This is a genomic window from Pseudomonas sp. HB05, assembly GCF_016756915.1.
GTDB lineage: Bacteria > Pseudomonadota > Gammaproteobacteria > Pseudomonadales > Pseudomonadaceae > Aquipseudomonas > Aquipseudomonas alvandae.
Genome location: NZ_JAESPG010000001.1, coordinates 193,823 through 213,627 on the forward strand (window position 1 = coordinate 193,823; position 19,805 = coordinate 213,627).

General features: G+C 58.0%; 10 protein-coding genes. 2 read left to right on the plus strand and 8 right to left on the minus strand.

The window, feature by feature from the left end; all coding sequences use genetic code 11:
* Position 1 precedes the first annotated feature (1 nt).
* Positions 2 to 643 (minus strand): FMN-binding negative transcriptional regulator, encoded by a 642-nt coding sequence (locus JMN22_RS00895; protein ID WP_030139097.1) that lies wholly within the window; start codon positions 641 to 643, stop codon positions 2 to 4.
* A 276-nt stretch (positions 644 to 919) separates the two neighbouring features.
* Between JMN22_RS00895 and JMN22_RS00900 the strand changes: the two genes are divergently transcribed.
* Both JMN22_RS00900 and pdxR read left to right on the plus strand, forming a co-directional pair.
* A complete protein-coding gene (locus tag JMN22_RS00900; RefSeq protein WP_198796174.1) occupies positions 920 to 6,274 on the plus strand; it encodes a dermonecrotic toxin domain-containing protein in 5,355 nt (1,784 codons plus the stop codon).
* Between the two features lie 63 nt (positions 6,275 to 6,337).
* Positions 6,338 to 7,882, plus strand: a complete 1,545-nt coding sequence (gene pdxR / locus JMN22_RS00905; protein ID WP_198796175.1) for a MocR-like pyridoxine biosynthesis transcription factor PdxR — start codon at positions 6,338 to 6,340, stop codon at positions 7,880 to 7,882.
* A gap of 33 nt (positions 7,883 to 7,915) precedes the next feature.
* Here pdxR and JMN22_RS00910 read toward each other — a convergent pair whose 3' ends face one another.
* The 7 genes from JMN22_RS00910 to JMN22_RS00940 form a co-directional block, all read right to left on the minus strand.
* Positions 7,916 to 12,514, minus strand: coding sequence for a dermonecrotic toxin domain-containing protein (locus JMN22_RS00910; RefSeq protein WP_198796176.1), 4,599 nt, complete (start codon positions 12,512 to 12,514; stop codon positions 7,916 to 7,918).
* 147 nt (positions 12,515 to 12,661) lie between these two features.
* Entirely contained in the window at positions 12,662 to 13,762 is a 1,101-nt protein-coding gene (locus JMN22_RS00915) for a polyamine ABC transporter substrate-binding protein (RefSeq protein ID WP_198796177.1), read from the minus strand.
* Positions 13,763 to 13,773: 11 nt separating this feature from the next.
* Positions 13,774 to 14,805 carry a histone deacetylase family protein gene (locus tag JMN22_RS00920; protein ID WP_198796178.1) on the minus strand — a complete coding sequence of 344 codons (1,032 nt, stop codon included), beginning with the start codon at positions 14,803 to 14,805 and terminating at the stop codon, positions 13,774 to 13,776.
* Between the two features lie 324 nt (positions 14,806 to 15,129).
* A complete protein-coding gene (locus JMN22_RS00925; RefSeq protein ID WP_198796179.1) occupies positions 15,130 to 15,492 on the minus strand; it encodes a DUF6124 family protein in 363 nt (120 codons plus the stop codon).
* A gap of 518 nt (positions 15,493 to 16,010) precedes the next feature.
* On the minus strand, positions 16,011 to 17,003 hold the full coding sequence (locus JMN22_RS00930) for an AraC family transcriptional regulator (protein WP_198796180.1): 993 nt from the start codon (positions 17,001 to 17,003) through the stop codon (positions 16,011 to 16,013).
* Between the two features lie 185 nt (positions 17,004 to 17,188).
* Positions 17,189 to 18,193 carry an asparaginase gene (locus JMN22_RS00935; protein ID WP_198796181.1) on the minus strand — a complete coding sequence of 335 codons (1,005 nt, stop codon included), beginning with the start codon at positions 18,191 to 18,193 and terminating at the stop codon, positions 17,189 to 17,191.
* A gap of 133 nt (positions 18,194 to 18,326) precedes the next feature.
* Positions 18,327 to 19,778, minus strand: a complete 1,452-nt coding sequence (locus JMN22_RS00940; RefSeq protein WP_198796182.1) for an alanine/glycine:cation symporter family protein — start codon at positions 19,776 to 19,778, stop codon at positions 18,327 to 18,329.
* Positions 19,779 to 19,805: the final 27 nt, after the last annotated feature.

The window sequence follows — 19,805 nt, forward strand, 5'->3', positions numbered from 1 at the left end:
GTCACTCCTTGGACAATTGTTCAGGTATCAGGTGGGCGAGGGCCCGGTCCTGCGGATCAGGGCTGGCAGCGAGCCCGTTGCGTACCCCGGCGACATCTACCGGGCTGCGGTTCTGACTGAGCTTGCGTTTGCCCTCCAGACGCTGGATCGGCAGGGCAAAACCGACGATTGCCTTGAGCATGCTGTCGATGTATTCGGCCGGAGCATCGTCAATTTTCCAGGGCTGGGCCCGGCCGATCTCGTGGCGATCGGTGAGCGCGCCCACCAGGTTGCGCAGGCGATCAGCGTCGCTGAACACCTCGGCGGTGCCGTAGGCGTGCACGGCCAGGTAGTTCCAGGTCGGCACCACCTTGCCGTGTTCGATTTTGCTGGGGTAGAAACTCGGGCTGACGTAGGCATCGGCGCCGGGGAAAATCACCAGGGCGTTGGCGCCCGCTTCCAGGTCGCGCCATTGCGGATTGGCCCGAGCCATGTGCCCATAAAGGCTCCCATTCGGGCCTTGTCGTGGGTCCAACAGTAGCGGTAGATGACTGGCCTGCAAGCCCTGCTCGCCCTGAGTGATCATTATCGCCAGGCGGCAATCACCCATCATCTGGTGCAGTTGAGGCAGATCTTCGACAGCAAAGCCCTTGGGGTTGTACATGATAAGTTTTCCTTGGCGAATGCGAGCATCCTAGGCAGGCTATTGGTCTGTGTTAAGAGCCACTTACAGCCAATTTCATAGGTCCATTCGTCACGGGATATGAAAAGCGGATGGGGTCCCCGCTTATCTTCCTCGCTGTCTGCTGTGGGAATATTTACATAGGCCGATCCACTTACAATTTCTAAAACTCAATCCGCCTGAATATATATATGTATGCGCTGACGGGTTTAACGACACCGTAGGGTTCTGGTTCGTCAATCAACGCCGGACCTTTTTATGCCTACGTTCCCCAAAGATGGATCAACCGCGTCGCCGCAACCCGAACTTCCTCCCCTCAGCCCCCTCAATGGGCTGCCCGATGGCAATCCATTCAAGCCCCATGACTTTGTGGATCCGTGGCTACTTGCGTTGGGATTGCAAGGTGATGCGCAGGTTCGAGTGTTTTATCAAGAGATCAAAGCGGCCGGCAGAGCTGTTGAAGACAGCACCGCGTGGGTTCCCTTGCGCGCTGCTGTCACACAAGGTTTTCTTGAGGCCTATCAAAGCAAGCCGATTCCCAGCCCCACCACCTTTGCCCGATGCGAGAGTTGGGTGATTTATCCCTACAGAAACCGCATGAGCCTGGACTTTTCTCTGCTTCGAGTGGATGGGCTAAGGCTTTCGCACAGCGTGCTGACGAAACTGCAAACAGGCGTTCCCCCGCAATACAGCGGGCAAAATCAGGTCGTCGATACTGAGGTGGGGAGCCAAGAGAGCCCGGGCAGTCTCCGTGAAGAAGTTCAACGCAAACAATTGAAGCGCCTCTATGCCCATAAGGCCGATCTGGCGCGTCTTTTCGCCGGCCTGCCCACGTTCGACTCGGTGCTCAGCCATGTGGTGGTGGGGTTGATGCTGGAGACAATTGATCCCGGCAAGTTCCGAGGGCCAGTGCTGCAGGACGTCGATCCCGGTCATTGGTATGTAAATCGTTTCTCCACGGACTCACGGGGACACCGCTCGCTTGTGTCGTCCAGCACCTTCAGCGAAGTGCTCTGGGAGAGTTTGTTAAATCACGAGCCTCCCGACTTTGCCGTGGAGAACGTCGGCTTTTTTACCAGGCCCGATACGGTGCAAGAAATCGATAGCGTGTTCGTCGACCCGATAGATGAAAGCATCGTGCAAGCCATGGCGTCAGCATTTGATATCGCCAATCCTACGACCCACGACCGTGTCGCGCGCCAGTTCCTCGATGATTTCGTCGGCTTTCGTTTTAAAGAAATTCAAGGAGCGCTTGATCGTCCAGACGTTTTTACAACAGAAGAAGAACTCGCCCTCAGGCTTTCCCAACGATTCTCATATCTGTTCGATTTATACAAAGCTGACCGCGACCCCTCTGTCCGACTCAGTGATGCTGCTCGGATTTTGCAGCATGCCGAAGATCGTCTGCTTGAAATCATCATCACCCACCCCTCCAAAGCGGGTCGGGAACGGTTGATGAACAAGCAGGGCGTGCCGCGGGTGTACAAGGTCATGCTGGATATCAAGGACCAGGCAGCCCAAAAGTGGCCTGCTGCGATGGTGATTAAGCGGACCGATACAGAGGCTATGTTTCTTTATTCCCTGGAGGGTGGAATACAGAAATTCGACGATTTTCAAGAACTGGTGGACACGGTCAATCCTTTCCACGAAGGGCAAGAGCGGAAAATAGCTCATATCGACTTCGAGCTCATCGCGCCGGTTTTCGAAGATGCGGCAAAAGAGTTGCTACGGCTTCAATACACCGCGTTGGAATCGGTTCTGAAGGCTCCGGAAAAAGCGCGTTTTGATTTGAAAGTGTTCGCTGCAGCTACCGAAGCCGCGCTGCAATTGCCGATGTTGGAACTCGATGGTCCCTTGCTGGCCCGTATCAACACCTTGTTCAGGAATAGTCGACCCGAGGCCTACACCGTCGCATCGGTTGCGCAGAAAAGAACCTATCGGCATCTGGAGAGTGAAGCGTCGGAGGCTGATGAGAAAGCTGCCGGCAAGCGCATCCAGTCGCTCATGGAATTCACCCGCGAAAAAATAAATGCTTACCTTCGAACGCTCTTGCATGTGGACATCGATCCCGACCCAGATCGAACATTGATCACGCTGTTCCAAGGGGCAGCCTGTAATGTGAAGGATTCCCGTGTCGCCAGTTTGACGCAACTGATGCTGGACAACATTCGCCCCAGCGCCTACCCGAATGCGATGAGGGAAATATGTCCTGTTCAACTTGCCGATGAAGAAGGGCGACCTGTCTTTCACCCCGTGACCGGTCGTCTCATCGTCTTGAGCGGACCTGAGCTTGCCCAAATGGCCACGAGCCTGGATATCGGCGAAAACTATGACGCGTACCTCAGGGGAAAGTTGAGGGCACCTGACTATCAGGAAGCCTGGTGGTCCGCTTACAAAGCCAACATGAGTTTCAAGGGGTATGAAGCTACGCTCAACGGTGACCAAGTATTCACGTCCATGGTTATCGTTCAGGGCACCAAGTCCGCAAAACTCGAAAAGGTAATCCCGCTTTGGTTGAACGCCGTCCTGTCATCATCGACTGCACAGGAGCGTGGGCAGGTCCAAGGACGAAAAGTCCATGTCCACGGTCTGTTGCTCGGTGGTACCACTGCCATGGGAAATCATCCTGGCAGGATGAGCAATTCAACCAGCATTGACGGAGTGTTGATCTTCTCAGACCAGGAGGGTGCGGATATTCAAGGACCTGTTGGCGTTTATTTTCCGGACAGTCCTGGAGAGCATGATTTTTACGAATTCCCCGACCTTGGCGACGGCATCGCACAACTCCTGAAACTTGAAATTTGGCAGGACTATTTTTCTTCTCGCATCGCGACAAACAATCCTGATGAGCTGAGGCGAACGTTGGGGCTGCAAGGGGGCCGACCCTTGATCCGCGGTTCGTTAATCGACGGAAATCTTCCCGAAGCGCTTTATGCCGCTCATATCAGATTCCTGAATGCCTATGCGAACCATCGCTCCAACAGCAACCGGGAAATACGCTATCAAACCATCGTCACGCTTACGATGGCGGCGTTGGAAGCAGTCATCGACATCGCGTCGACCTTTGCTTTTTTCCTCGGTTTTTTAAGATTGTTCCTGGTGGTGAGCAAGACCGGTCGTATTCCTCTGCATTGGGGTATTGTCAGATACCTGACTGCGGTCGGTGTTGCACGGCGCCCTGTCGGCGGCATGGTGGGGCTGTCACGAAATCGATCATTTCTCAAGGACGTGCTTTCCCGCCTGAGGTCGCCTGGAAAAACAGGCGGGCTGCTTTTGGAGCGAGCCATATATAGCCGTTTCTTCGCGAATGACGGATCGGTAATAAGAGGAGTCGTGCCGGATGCCGGAGGGTTTTATCGCCCAACCGTACAAAATGTAAGCACGGGTATCGTGACTGCTCGCCCCGTGTATGTGCGGCAGCCGGACGGGACGGTGCTACGGGTCCACGACAATACGAAGTTGAATGCAACCGAGGCCACCCTAGTCGACCCCGAAACCGGCTTGAGCATACGTTCCAGTGGCGTAATGCGAAGCACCATTGCGCGAATGCCTGATGGCGAATGGCGCGCCGTGGGATTTGGCTTGGGGGGAGGCGGCGGGAAACGCTTGAGGAGCCCATCTCCCCAACCGGGCCCTTCACACGCGGGGTCTGCCCCAATACAGTTTCCAGACCAGGAGGCGTTTCCCCAGTCAATCGAGGAAATGGCCGATTTGGTAGAGAGATCTGGCGAATGGGATAATCCGGCGATGGATCTGGTTCCTGAATTCATTCCCAATCTGCCAGGTTGGCCCCAAAACCGGGGATTGGTCATTATTGATGAGCGCCCAGAAAGGGAAGCCTCCACGATGCGGTTTGGGCCAGGAGAAGCTCCTGTCTATCTGCTGAACAGTCCCCCCAATCCACGCACGGATGTCGTCTTGAGACGCACTGGCGGCAACCATTATGATCTGCTCCAGACCAACAATGCCCCGCCAGTGAGAATACCGGCCGATGGCGATTGTTTCTTCACGGCCGTTGCCTTGGGGTTGAATACATTCGGGGATGGCAATGTCTTCTCGATGCGGGGATTGCGTGTAGCGGCTGGCAGGTATATCCGCCGGAACCGGCAGCTTTTCAGTTTCATGGAGACTCGGCAACCATTGGCTTCACTTGAGTTTCCGCTTGAAAGGTTATTGGGCAAGGAGACGCAACCGCTGGCACAAGTGGAGTCAACACTCGAGGGAATACTTGGCAAAGAGGCGCTAGAGGTCCTGAAGAAAGCTTTATCCGATAAGCCCCGGTCGGACGAGTTGTTCCTCCCGCTCAGGTCATACTTGGGAAGACCTGGCTTATCGCTTGCCCCTACCGCCAAGCAGCACCTTGTATTGAAAGAAATTGCCGACCTGATTCAGGTGCGGCCTAGTTCCGGGTTGGCGCCGTTGCGTGCCCCCTATACGCCTGAACAAATAAAATCCATTCAGTACTTGGTCTACAACGTTCTACGGGCCCGGGGCCGTGACGGGACGCTAAGCTCAATACTCAAAGACACTTTTTTTGAAGTGAATGCAGATTTAATGCACCTGCTGCTTGAGTACGGCGTTAACGTCGGAGATTTACGCAGGTTTTACCCTCGAAACCCAGGAGGTTATGTGTTCTATGACGAAAATACACATGGGGGAATGGGGGTGTTTGAGCTCTTGGAGCATATGGGTAGTGCAGAATTTGTGTATGAACATCAATTGCAGGAACTGGCAGGTAGGCTGAGAACAAATACAGGCGAAGTTGTTACAGATATTCCTAAACTCATGAATATCTATAGGTATGAAGAGCAGGTCAGACGAACGATTGGTTTGCTTCGATCTACGCTTCGTAGCAGGCCATCCCTATTGGAACGCGCCGATATTCTTCTGGGCTCTCCCGTCATTTCACGCCATCTGGGTGGGCGCCTGTCCGTGCAGGTTTTTGCAAGGTGGATAAGTCATCCAGACATCAATCTGGTCAAGCTGAATTCTATTGCTAAATATTCAACTTCGCGTCTGTATGAGCTTCTGGAAACCGGAAACATAGACATCAGTTGGACTCATCTGCTTGATCAGTTTAATGCAAGGAAAATCGTCAATAACTCTAAAGAAATAGTAAGTTTTTATAAATTTCTAAAGCCGTCGTCGGAAAAAGTGGGCATGTCAGAAATCGTCAATTTATTCAGCAATCCTGGGGAGTATCCAATGAATACCAGGATAAAAATTCTGCTCCGCTCCCTGGACTTGTTCGATAAGCTCAAGAAAAATTTTTCACCTGAGCAGGCCCAAGGAGTTTGGGCGGAATTGATAAGCCCCAACTATACCAATGCCAATATAGAGAACACCCTTTTGCAGACGAACTCGCTGAGTTCCGAGGCTGATTTCACAGAGGCGTTAGTCATGAGCCTTGTATTGGATGCGCGCCGCGCGGACCACATAGCTACTCGTCTACTTAGAGATGAGTCGATTTCGCTGCAAGTGCGGAATCAGCTGTACCTGTTCGAACTGTCAAATAATCGCACAGAGCATAATTGGTTGAGTTTCGTAATGTCCGTGTCTCGTTATAAGCAGATACCGGGCTGGGCCTGGCAGTATAAAAAGCAGAACGGTTGATGCGCTATCGCCAGCCCTTCGACGTGTTATAAGCGATACCGTACTGTTTCCGTGAGACTTGTCGTGAAGAACGTTGTGCCGCCATTGTCCTTCAACCCTGCCGGGATCGAACTGGACCGCCGCCAAGGGCTCAGCCGTCAGCTCTACCAGGCGTTACGTGCCCGTGTGCTGGACGGGCGCCTGGCGAGCGGCACGCGGCTGCCGGCCAGCCGTGATTTGGCTGCGGCTTTGTCGATCTCGCGCAACAGTGTGGTGCGGGCATACGACCAGCTCTACGCCGAGGGTTTCATTGACGGACGCATCGGCGACGGTACTTACGTGGCACAACTGTCTTCAGCCATGCTGCCGCTGAAAAACATATCCACAAAACTATCCACAGAGATTCCCACAGGGTTATCCCCAAGCTTATCCACAGATTGGCTCGATTTACCTGTGGGTTCATCCAGTAAAATCGCCCGTAGCAATGCACTGAACCGTGTCGAAGAGCATTATCTGGCGCAGCCATCCGGTGGGCCGCCGCGGGCGTTTCGGGTCGGTGTGCCGGCCTTCGATCTGTTTCCATTCGACGTCTGGGCCAAGCTGAATGCGGCTTTCTGGCGCAAACCGGATCTGGAACAACTCTGCTATGGCGATTCACAAGGGGACGCACGTCTGCGCGGGCTGATCGCAGCTTACCTGCGCAGCTCTCGGGGTTTGCACTGTACGGCTGAGCAAATTGTGATCACCAGCGGTGCGCAGCAAGGCATTAGCCTTTGTGCACAGCTATTGGTGGATCCAGGGGACATCGTCGCGGTGGAAAATCCGGGTTATCGCGCGGCAGGGCATGCGTTTTCGGTAGCGGGTGCCGATGTGAAGGGCGTTCCGGTAGATAGCGAGGGTTTGGACTGCACGGTGCTCGGTACGTTGGCGCATTGTCGGCTCGCTTACGTGACACCGTCCCATCAGTATCCAACCGGGGTTGTCATGAGCCTGGCAAGGCGACTGGAACTCCTGGCCTGGGCTGAACGCAACGATGGCTGGATCGTCGAAGACGACTATGACGGTGAATATCGTTACAGCGGCGCGCCGTTGGCGCCCTTGGCTGCGCTCGATAGCCAGGGCCGGGTGCTCTACGTCGGTACGTTCGGCAAGGTCGCCTTTCCGGCGTTGCGACTGGGGTACCTGGTGTTGCCGCCTGGCTTGGTCAATGCATTCGCCCGCCGGCGCGCCGTGGACGTGCGTCACTCGGAAGTCAGTACCCAGGCAGTCATGGCGCAGTTCATGGCTGCCGGCCATTTCCAGCGGCACATCCGGCGCATGCGCAGGGCCGCCCTGGCTCGGCGAGATGCGTTGTTCGCGGGTTGGCCAAAGGCTGTGGCGGGTGTCGGCACCCTGCCCACGGTCGTCGCAGGGTTGCACGTCACAGTGCCTGTGGACACTGTCGAACGTGAACACGAGCTGATCGCTCAAGCGGCAAGCGTAGGGGTCGAGATCAATGGCCTGAGCGATTATTGGCTACCCGCCACACCTTCACCCGTGCGAGCCGGCCTGGTGCTGGGGTTTGCCGCGGTCCCGCCTGCGGCGATCGGCACCGCGTTGGCGAGCCTGGCAAAGGTCTGGGAAACATGAGGGCCTGCCGCACGGTGCCGACCGCAGGCCCGGCTATGAGCGTACTTTTGGAAAGAACACCTGCTGGGCCTGGTCCACGGCGATTTCGCTGCGGTAGTGATCAATCAATTGCCGTTGGCTGAATCCTCTCGTAGAGACTTCGATGGCTCCTGAATTGACCTGCTCCGCCGTTCTCAGGCGCGCTGAGAGAAATGCCCGATCAGACACCCAATACTGTGAATAATGAAAGTCCGCGAACCAGAGCGTTTTACCGGTTCCCTTGTCCTTGATTTCGTATCGGTCGAGGTAGCCCTTGAACGGGGTTCTGATGCGTTCTCGGTTAGTCCGCTTGCTGATTCGAATCCGGTTTCGGTCGTTGAGCCAGACAACGCCACTCATGGTGGGCGGGCTCTGTTTGATTATGCTCAGTACGGTTTCGAATTCCTCCGCGTACAGCGTCTTCGATTCCTTCTTGAGCTGTAATCGCAAGGCTTCAGCCGTGCGCTGCTCTTCCTGTGGAAGTTCTACCGTTTCGTTCGTGACGACACTTTCTGCCAGGTCCAATGCCTTTCTGATCGCCACGCCGACGGTTTCCATTCGGCTTGCATGCGCATTCATGAGCATGGCGATACCGGCAGGCGTGCGGTGGGGGTCTTGTGCATAGGTTTTGATTTGCGTCTTGAAGGCAGCCAGTCCGTCGATCAGGGCTTTACCTTTTTGAACGCTCGCTGCCAACGCAGGGATTGTCGCAGGAATAGAGGGCAGCACGTGGGGCACCCACTCACCGTTTTCCTTGTGATGAAAGGTAGCGATGATTTCATTCGAGAACGGATTTCTCACGTCGAGCCAGCCTGTTTCTTCGCGCGAGCTGGATAGGCGAGGCTCTCCGCTGACAAAGCCCCAGAAGCGCGTCCTGATGAATTTTTTCCTGGAGCGTGGACGCTGCTCATAAGGACGGCCAGATCGTCTCTGGCTGCTTCGCTCATCGAGAGCCTGTGCCAAGTTACGTAGCGCCAGTTTTTTTGAATCGCTTATCCGTCGTCGCAGTCGCGTGAGTTGCAGGGGAACACTGCTGTCTTGATACTCGCGTTGCATGTAGTCGAGGTGTTCCTGGATGGCCGCGAATTGTTCCGTCAGGCTGCCCAGTGCGTCGATTTTTTCATCCAGACGAATCGCGCTTCGCTCATCGATCGCGTCACGCAGGCTTTGGAAGGCGACTGTAGCGTTGTCGACCAAGCGGTTTATTTCTGCCCAACCTTCGGGCATCGTCGCGACGCTTTCAACGGAGAGGCAGAGGTGTCGATACATATCCAGCTGGATAAGCCGTAGATCGTCGCTGGTATAAACGGGCAGCTTTTTACGGTGCTCACGGACCAATTCAAAGCCACCGAAGCCCAGTTGCTTGAGACGGGTAAATCGAGTCTCGAGGTAATCCAGGCGCTCGATCATCTGGTCGCCGATGCTGATCATGCTATTGGCAGCGTCGATGTGTTGCTGCTCCGACGTCCTGACCAAAGACGTGATCATGCCCTGTGCCTTGGCCATGACGGGGGTAAAACGCTCTTTCAGCAGGTCGATCTCTGCGAAGGTGAAATTTATCTGCGCCCCCAGGTAGCCAATGCTGATCTGAGGGTAATCGGGTCTTGACTGGAAGACTGGCCATTCAACTAACGCCTTCAGTGCTTTTTCATAGTTTTCTCGCTGCTCTCGCAGAGTCGCCAGGTAGGTATTGGCCTGGGTTTCTCTGTCGGCGGGCGAGGTCAGCGCCATGGCTTTAGCCTCCATCGTCAGCATTCGCTCGTTCAACGGTTTCTGTTGTTCAAACGTCCTGAGTTCAGCCAGCAACTGAATGCTGCGGCGTTGTGCGTTGACAACGACTTTTTGCCTGGCGCCTTTGGAACCACTGCCACGTAAACGCAGGCGGCTGTCGACGTGCCATTGGCCATGCGCATTCCGGGTCAGGGGAGGACCGGTGCGTTCACCCTCGATGATGTTGACTTGCTCGCCCGTTACGCTGACCTCGAACCATTTGTCGGCGATGTTCGCGTACCACTTCTCTTCTTTCTGATAGAGCCCCTTGAGTGGTCCTTCGAGCTCGGGCTGGGTAACGTCGGGAGCATTGACACTGAAGCTGCCAAGAAGCGTGGCGTCCTTCCCGGCTTTACCCATCAGGGCGCCGCTGGTATGGACATCGTCGTAGTGCTCTTGTGGCAGCTCAGTTTGGATGAGCGGCGTGAGCGCCTTGATGACCGGTTCGGGTTTGGGCCCTGGCTGGGTTTTCGCCGGGACGACTTCCGGAGCATCGGTCGGACGGCTACGTCTGCTTGTCTTGGTGCGATCTATGGCAATGTTGATGACGCCCAATGCCACGTTGAGCAACAAGTCGACGAAGGTTTCCCATTTGGCCTGGCCTTGGGTTGCCCCGTCGTTTTGCGTGAGTTGTTCCAGGTCGTTCAATATCTGCCAGAGCCAGATCGTGGTGTTCGCCGTCGTGCCAAGGTAGGGCAAAGCCAGGTTGAAAATCAGCCAGCCCGCTTGCTTGAATGACTCCCAGCGGCTTTCGCTGTTGGAGACGGACTGACGGTCGGCGAGTGTGACCAGCGCGTTAGCGTTGGCCTTGAACAACAGCGACATGAAATCGTCTCCCAGGGCGTCGTCGCTGAGTGTCACGGGGCCGCTGTTGGCCAGAGACATCAGTGGATTCGCCACAAAATCAACAACGGCCCAGGGCGAGGGCATGGTGTTGGGGAAAACGTATCGGCTGTAGTTATCCCGTACCCCATCAGGCAGCCACGCCAGTACCGATTGGCGCAAGTCAGCGTTTTGCTTGATGGCGTACAGCAGGTTGCTGAACGAGGGAAACTGGAGCAGTTGCGGTTCGAGCAAGGGGCGATAAAGCAGGCAAGGTCCGGCACTCGCTGTTTGCGTGCCGATCACGAACATATTGGCAACGATGTCCTCTGATACACCCAGTTGCAGCTCGGGTACAAAGGCTAATTTGCGCAGCACGATAGGTTGTCCATCAACCTTGCGATCGGTCTCCAAAGGCTCCATCAGCGCCGCGACATAACGACAACCGCGATCATCTATATCGCCTTGCCCACGAAGCTTGCCTTCCAGCGCGATCATGGGCAGCTGGATGCGTAGCTGTGAAATGTACAAGCTCTCGCGCAGGGTCGACTCTGCCGGATCATCGAGCAATTTGTGCTTGATCAGCTCGGGATAGACGCGACCGATATCGATTTTGGTGATGAGATTTTCAACGTAGGCCACCGTCATCCAACTCGGCAACTCCGTACCGTCGATGGCGCGAATGGTTTTATTGCCCGATGGGACGGCAATCAGGTTCTGCAAGGCCAACTCGACGAGATTGAACCGCGTGGTATCCAGCTGGAAGGGCACAACGAAGGAGCCCCATACGACGGGACTTTTTATTTCGATCTCAATATTTTCAGGGACCCATGTCGAGGCGTCGGCGTGCTCGGCTTGCATCTGCGTCTTGAGTGCATTCGACGCATGGTTCTTGATAGACGCAATACCGTCCAGGTAGGTTTTACCGGCGTGGGAATTACTCAGCGCCGACAGGCTCTTCATGTACTGAGCGAACAGAACCTGGTCGGCTACCTGCGCGACTTGCAGCCACTCGGGTATCTGTTGGCGGAACCAGTCCTCGCCAGGCCCGTGGGTCAGGCCTGCGGCGGGAGGTTCGTTCTCTGCGAGGATCTGTTCTTGCTCGATATTGAGGAGGCCGAGAACCTTGACCTGTGTGGTGATGATTCCGCAGGCCTTGCTGTCAAAAACATTGCCACCGGGTTCATAAAGCCGCCATTGCAATACGTTAGGGCGCAACAAGCTGCCCAGATTGGCCAAAAGCGACTTCCCCAACGCCTCGCGAGATTCGTACTTCTGGTAGCCGCTGAGCAGCGAGTGGGCAAGGATGACCTCTTTTTTATCAATTGTGCCAATCAGCACCACCAGCGAGTTATCGCTCACGTGGCTTTTCTGGTTATCGGCGATCGCGTCGATTTCGATCAGATAGGCGTGGCTGTCGTACGCATCCTTTCGGTCCTGTCGATCAGGGTGAAGGTAAAGTTGCCTGGCCATGTCGCATTCAGCCACTGTCCAGCCGTCGACCTGCTTGACGTCCCAGAGTTTGCGCAACGTCAGGGAGAGTTGGTGCCAGCGTGGACCGTAATTGCCAAACGGAATGTTCCAGTACGCCAGTTGTTGTTCCTGGCGGGCTGGCACCATCGCGGGCGCCAATTCATTTATCAATCGCCCAACCTGGTCGATACGCACCGGCAAATGCACTTCGGGCGTGGTGATGGGCAGTTGCGTCAGGAAATGCAGCCCTTCGATCAACAAAGTCGGCTGGCCCTGCCCCTGGTCCATCTGCGCGGCCAGCATATCGCTGAGCGACTCATAAAGAGTGGGACGCGCAATGATCTCGCTGCCGACAATCTCCCAGGCCGGCTCGCCGACGACGGTTGTGTAGGGGTCGAGATCCAAGTCCGGATAAAGTTGTTTGAGTGCGTCCCGCAGGAGTACGGCGGCCACTTCCGCTGAGGTGGGGCCCGCGAGCAATTGGTTGAACAGCGCGCCCCTGAGGCTTGCTTCGGACGCAGATTCTGTATCGGTAGAGTCGGGTGCCATTTGAATGTCCTCTCTCGAAATAATGAAAAAACCGAAGCCGAACGCTTCGGTTTTTTCATGCTAGAGAGGGAGGGAGCGGGGAAGGTGGTAACTATGTATAGGTTGTCGCGCCACATTGCAGCCCGTCCGAGGCCATCGCCTGCGTGATCACTGGCCGGACTTGATTCGCGTCCAGGCCCGTGTGCGTGCGCGCTCGGCATCCCTGGGCAACGGTTGCAGCGTGTACAGCGAGGCCATGGCGGCTTCAGTTGGATAAAGGTTGGGGTTGGCGCGGATCGCCGGGTCGACCATTTCCGTGGCGTCCTTGTTCGGGTTCGGATAGCCGACGAAATCGCTGACTGGCGCGATCACCTGCGGTTGCAGCAGGTAATTGATGAAGGTGTAGGCATCGTCCGGGTTCTTCGCACCCTTGGGAATCGCGAGCATGTCAAACCAGATCGGTGCGCCTTCCTTGGGCAGTCGCATGTCCACCGTCACGCCATTCTTGGCTTCCTTGGCGCGGTTGGCCGCCTGGGAAAAGCTGCCGGAATAACCGACGGCCACGCAGATGTCGCCGTTGGCGATATCCGCCATGTATTTGGACGAGTGGAAATACGTGATGTAAGGCCGGATCTTCAGCAGCAGCGCTTCGGCCTTGGCGTAGTCCGCCGGCTTCTTGCTGTTGGGGTCCAGGCCGAGGTGCTGCAAGGCCAGGGGCAGGATCTCCGACGGTGAATCGAGCAAGGCCACGCCGCACTGCTTGAGCTTGCTGATGTTCTCTTCCTTGAAGATCAGGTCCCAACTGTCCACCGGCGCGTTGCCGCCCAGGGCAGCCTTGACCTTGTCCGGGTTGAAGCCGATCAGGATGGTGCCGTACATGTAGGGCACGGCGAATTTATTGCCGGGGTCGTTGGCTTCGATCAGCTTCATCAGCTTGGGATCGAGGTGGTTCCAGTTCGGCAGCTTGCTGCGATCCAGGGGCTGGAACACTCCGGCTTCGATCTGCTTGGCCAGGAACACGTTGGACGGTACCACCACGTCATAGCCGGCGTTGCCCGTCAGCAGCTTGGCCTCCAGCGCCTCGTTGGTGTCGAAGATGTCGTAGATCAGCTTGACCTGGCTGTTCTGCGCCTTGAAATCGTCCAGGGCCTTGGGCGTGATGTAGTCGAACCAGTTGTAGACGCGCAACGTGCGCTCCTCGGCCTGGACAGCGCCGCAAAGCAGCGCGGCGCACAGGGGCGGGGCCATCAGATGCTTGAGTCTGTTCATGCTATTGTTCCTCATTGGGCGCTTTGGAAACCTTCAAGGACGTTCACGGCATTGATGCCGATTTCTGCCACCGCGTAGCCGCCTTCCATCACGAACAGCGTCGGTTTGCCGAGAGCGGCGATGCGTTTACCCATCGCCAGGTAGTCGGGGCTGTCGAGCTTGAATTGCGAGATCGGATCGTCCTTGAACGTGTCCACGCCCAGGGAGACGACGATGACGTCGGCGTCGTAGCGTTGGACTTCGCCGCAGGCTTGCTCCAGGGCGGCGCTCCAGGTGTCCCAACCTGAGCCGGCCGGCAAAGGGTAGTTGAAGTTGAAACCCGCGCCGGCGCCTTCGCCGCGCTCATCTTCGTAGCCCAGGAAGAACGGAAACTCGGCCTCCGGATGGCCGTGGATCGAGGCGAACAGCACGTCGCTGCGGTCGTAGAAAATCGATTGGGTGCCGTTGCCGTGGTGGTAATCCACGTCGAGGATGGCGACCTTTTCATGGCCTTGATCGAGGAAAGCCTGGGCAGCGATGGCGGCATTGTTGAGGTAGCAATAACCGCCCATCAAATCGCTGGCGGCGTGATGTCCCGGCGGACGGCACAACGCAAAGGCACTGCGCGCGCCACGCTGGACTTCGGCCTGGGCGGTGAGGGCAACCTGGGCTGCGCTATACGCCGCTTGCCAAGTGCCGGCGGTGATCGGCGCACCGCCGTCGAAGCTGTAATAGCCGAGTTGGCCGTGCAGGCTGGTCGGGATCACCGTGCGCAGGGTTCGGGCCGGCCAGGTGTAGGGCAGCAGGTCGCCGTCGCGGTTGAACTCGGTCCAGCGCGCCCACGCGCCTTTGAAGAAGTCCAGGTACGCCGCGCTGTGGATACGCTGGATCGGCGCCAGGCCAAAATCCTTCGGCGCCTCCACCGGCCCCAACGCCCGAGCCTTGACCCACTCCAGCACATGGTCGGCCCGGGACGGCATTTCGAAGCAGGGCATCAACTGCCCGTCCATCAATTCGCAGCGTCCATGGTGCAGGTGGTGATCGTCCGAGTAGAGCGTCAGCATTCTTGTTCTCCGCAGGGCTGATTCGTTGGAACACAGTCTTGCGGCGCGCAGGGTTTAGGAGAACGGCAGGAAAGGCCAAAAGGGGATCGAAATGGCCAAAAGGTTTGACCGTAAATCGCCCCTTGTTGGCGCGGGTGTGCGCTGGTTCGGGGCGTAAGTCTACGGCTCCCAAAAATCCCGTGGCGAGGGGATTTATCCCCGCTGGGCTGCGCAGCAGCCCCTAACCAGCCAACCCAATCTGCCTGACCCACCGCGTCGTCTGCATTTTAGGGCCGCTTCGCGCCCCAGCGGGGATAAATCCCCTCACCACAGGTGATGCCGCGGTTATCGAGGATCGACGTTATCCAACACCCGGTTCGCCAGCAGCGAGCTCAGCTCGATCAGTTGTTGGATGCCGAGGAGGACGTGGCGGTTGGAGCCTTCCAGATCGAACGCCAGTTCGTTGACCATCGCATCGGCTGAAGCCAGGGTTTCGCTGAGGTTGGCCAGCAGGCATTCGTTGTCGAGATCTTTTACGACGGTGAATAGCTGGCCGGGCTTGATGGTTTCTTTGGGTTTTGTTGGTTTGGGCTTTAGATAAAAGTCCAATGCGCGGGTAGCGGCTTCTTCGAGTTTTTTGGCGTTTAGGCCGTCCAGGTAAGGAGAGTTGGGATCTGCTTCTGGAGGGTTTGGTGTGATCTTGAACATAGTGAAGCTCCTTTCATATGAGGAACCGTCACCGGCTGCCGCCAAGCAGTTGGGGTGACGGATTACGCAAGGTTGGCGGCCCGGAACGAAAGGAACCCGGTATCCCCGAGGGGATCCTTGCGCAACCCGTCATAACGAATGCCAATGCCAGAAGCATCGCAATAACGCTGAGGGGTATTGTTGCGCCTTTCGAAACCAGGCCGCCAAGCCTATTCGCTGGTGTCAGCGACAGGGAAACGATAGAGCCCGGGTGCAAGGCGCACAAGCCGGCGGATTCTGGCGTAGTTGTAGGCAAAGGCGCAAGGATGCGTGGCTTGGCGGAAGGGGCTGAGCAATCTGTCAGACGCGCCTCACAACTGTGGTGAGGGGATTTATCCCCGCTGGGGCGCGAAGCGGCCCCAAAACAGGACAACCTGGTGTGTCGGGCCGATAGAGTGGCTACTTTAGGGGCTGCTGCGCAGCCCAGCGGGGATAAATCCCCTCGCCACAGGGGCGATGTCGCACAAGCGGCAGGCGGTTCACGCCCTGAACCGACTCGGTGCCACGCCGCTCCAGCGTACGAAGGCATGGCGAAAGCTCGCCGTTTCACTGAAGCCAAGCATTTCGGCAATCCGATAGATCGGCAGTTGATCCTCGCAGAGCATTTGCTTGGCCCGCTCGAAGCGCAGTTCATCGAGCAGTTCCTGATAGCTGCAACCCAGATCCTTCAAATGCCGGCGCAGGGTGCGTGCCGAGCAGTTCATTTGTTCGGCCAGGCCCTCCAGGCCTGGGGCGGCATCGAGTTGCGCGACGAGCAGTTGGCGGATGCGCCCCAGCCAGGCCTGGCGGCCGGTGAATTCGGTGTTCTGCCGGCGGCAGCGTTCGGCCATGGCGTGATGAGTGATGGGGTCGGCCAGCGGCAGGGGTTGTTCCAGCCAATGGCGGTCGAAGGCGAAGGCGTTGTCGACGCTGTCGAAGCGCACCGGGCAATCGAACAGGTTGGCGTAGCGCGCCTGGTAATCCGGCGCCGAATGTTCGAAGCGCGCCGCACGCAAGGGCAGCGGGTGACCGAGTAGGTCGTTGCAGATCACCTTCAGCGAGACCATGCAGAACTCGGCGTTGAATACCGCCAGGGCCGGGTTTTCCCGATAGTCGCTGGCGCTGAGCCAGATGTGCTCGCCGTCATCGTCCAAGGCCAGTTCGAAGAGTGTTCCCAACAGCGCCGGATAGCGCAGCGCCAGGCGCAAAGCGTCACCTAAGGTGGCACTGGTGAGCAGGGCATAGCCGAGCATGCCGTAGGACGAAACGTGCATGTTGCGCCCCAGTTCCAGGCCGATATCCCGCTTGAGGGCGACGGCGTTGGCACAGACCTGCATTTCCTGGTTGGTGGTGATGCGCGTGTCGGCCCGGCTCAGATCCGCCGTGCTGATGCCGCTGCCGGCCAGCAATGCATCACGGGGCAGGCCGTCGTGCTTGAAGGCGTCGAGCACCAGGGAGACGGCGTTGAGCGTGGTGAGGTGGGAATGCAGCATGGTCCGTTTCCAGCCTGGGGAGACGGGAGATGGAGCAAGTTATATGCCGGCCCAGTTTCGCGACGCGAACGCTGGACCCTAGTGGGAGCGAGCTTGCTTGCGATGACGGTGTGTCAGTCGAAGTAGATGTCAACTGTGCCGCCGCTATCGCGAGCAAGCTCGCTCCCACAGGGTTTGGCAGGGTGTCAGATCAACTCACCACACAGATCCAACTCTACCAACCGCCGAACCTCATCCACCGGCAACCCGGCGCCAATCAACGCCTGCAACTTGCCGAACGCCGCTTCGCGTGTCATGCCGCCGCCGGACAACACACCAACGCCGCGCAAGCGGCTGCCGGCTTCGTACACGTCCAGCTCGACGCCGCCTTCGTGGCACTGAGTGACCGCGACCACCACCACGCCGCTGTCCCGCGCCCGCTCCAGGCTGGCGAGGAACGCCGGATTGTCGCTCGGCCCGGTGCCGCTGCCGTAGCACTCCAGCACCAGGCCCTGGAGGCCACTGCCCAGCAGGCCATCGAGGATTTCGGCACCGATGCCGGGGAACAGCGGCAGCGCGGCGACGTTCGCCAGGTGTTTCGGCTGGTTGTAATTCAACTGGGTTGGCAGCGAAGCGGCCTTGACGCCACCGCCCTGGCGTTCCAGGCGCTTGAACGGGTGACGACCGAAGCTGCGCACTTTCGCGCAACGGGTCGGCGCCAGCAGTTCACCGTGGAAATAAAGGTGCACGCCCGGCGCCAGGCCTTGGCCGAGGGCGACCAGCGCGCCGCTGAGGTTTTCCCAGGCGTCGCTGTCAGTTACGCCGGCGGGCAGCATCGAACCGGTGAAGCAGACCCGCGCGTGCAGGCCCAGTAACTGGAAGCTCATGGCGGCGGCGCTGTAGGCCAGGGTGTCGGTGCCATGCAGGATCAGCACGCTGTCGCAGCCTTGCACGTCCACGGCGTCGACCACCGCTTCGCGCAGTTGCTGCCAGTAGGCCGGGGTCATGTTGGCGCTGTCGATCAGCGGCGACATCTCCCGGAAGCGCCACTGCGGTACTACCAGCTCAGGCTGGCTGTGCAGGTAGTCGCGCATCCGCGCTTCGAAGCCGGAGGCCGGGGCCAGGCCGCTGGCGCTGGCTTGCATGCCGATGGTGCCGCCGGTGTAGAGCACCATGACGTGCTGGGCGGCAGGGTAGGTCGAGGAATTCATGGATTGTTCTCCGAGGATGAAAACGGCCGCTTGGGTTAGCCGTCACAACATGAGGCCGAGCATGACGCCGACCTCGTGCTGTGTCACGCCGGGCGCAGGGGATGCGCCCGGTTTTTTACGATCAGCCTGCCGCTCAGCGTTGCGCTGCGGCCGCGCCCGCCTGGGCGTTTTCAGGCTTGGCAACCGGTGCCGACGGGGTGGCCGGCCAGGCGTTGCGGTCCAGGTCCAGGTCCGGGAACTTGCTCGAGTCAAAGACCGGAACCTTGATACCGGCCGCACGCTGGTCGTCGTAATCGCGCAGGATGCGCATGCCGACCTTGAACAGCAGGAACAGCGCGATCAGGTTCACGAACGCCAGCAGGGTCATGGTGATGTCGGCGAACGCGAACACGGTACCCAGGTTCTCGATGGCGCCCCAGAAAATCAGCGCCAGGACCAGGGTGCGATACGCCATCAGCGCCTTGCGGTTTTCGCCGAGCATGAAGCGCAGGTTGTTCTCACCCAGATAGTAGTTGTAGAGGATCGAGGTGAACACGAACAACGACAAGGCTACGGAGATGAACACCCGGCCCCAGTCACCGACCACGGCCGCCAGGGAGTTCTGGGTCAGGGCAATGCCGTCGCCTTCGAAGCCCGGGGTGTAGAAGCCCGACAGCAGGATCAGCAACGCGGTGCAGGTGCAGATCACGAAGGTGTCCAGGAACACGCTGAACGCCTGGACCACACCTTGTGCCACCGGGTGCTCGACCGACGCGACAGCGGCGACGTTAGGCGCGCTGCCCAGGCCGGCTTCGTTGGCGAATACGCCACGCTTGACGCCCATGACGATGGCGCTGCCAATCAGGCCACCAAAAGCCTGGTCCAGGCCAAAGGCGCTCTTGACGATGGTCGCCAGCATGCCCGGTACGTGTTCGAACTGCAGCACGATCACGTAGAGGGTCACGCCGATGTACGCCAGGGTCTTGACCGGTACCAGCAGGTCGGCAACCTTGGCGATACGCTTGATCCCGCCAATGAACACCAGGCCCAGCAACACCGCCAGGCCCAGGCCGGTGTAAGTGGTGTCGAGGCCGAAGGCGTTGTTCAGGGAGTGGGTCACGGCGTGGGCTTGCAGGCCGTTGAAGGCGAAGCCGAAGGTGATCAGCAGCAGGAACGCCATGATCATGCCCAACCAGCGTTTCTGCAGGCCGTGCTGGATGTAATAGGACGGGCCGCCACGGAACTGGCCTTCGGAGTCGCAGCGCTTGTAGAGCTGGCCGAGGGAGCATTCGAAGAAGCTGCTGGACATGCCGACCAGCGCGGTCACCCACATCCAGAACACCGCACCCGGACCGCCGAGGGTCACGGCAATGCCGACACCGGCAATGTTGCCCGCGCCGACACGGCCGGCCAGGCTGAGCATCAGGGCCTGGAACGAGCTGAGCTGGTCAGTGCTGCTTTTCAGGCTGTCACGGAATACCGTGAACATGTGGAAGAAATGACGGAACTGGACGAAACGCGAGCGGATCGTGAAGTAGCCACCGAGCCCGACAATGAGCGCGATCAGCACTTTCCCTGAGAGGAAGTCGTTGATGACTTCGAGCATGAGTATTCCTCGCTGTTTTTTGTTTAA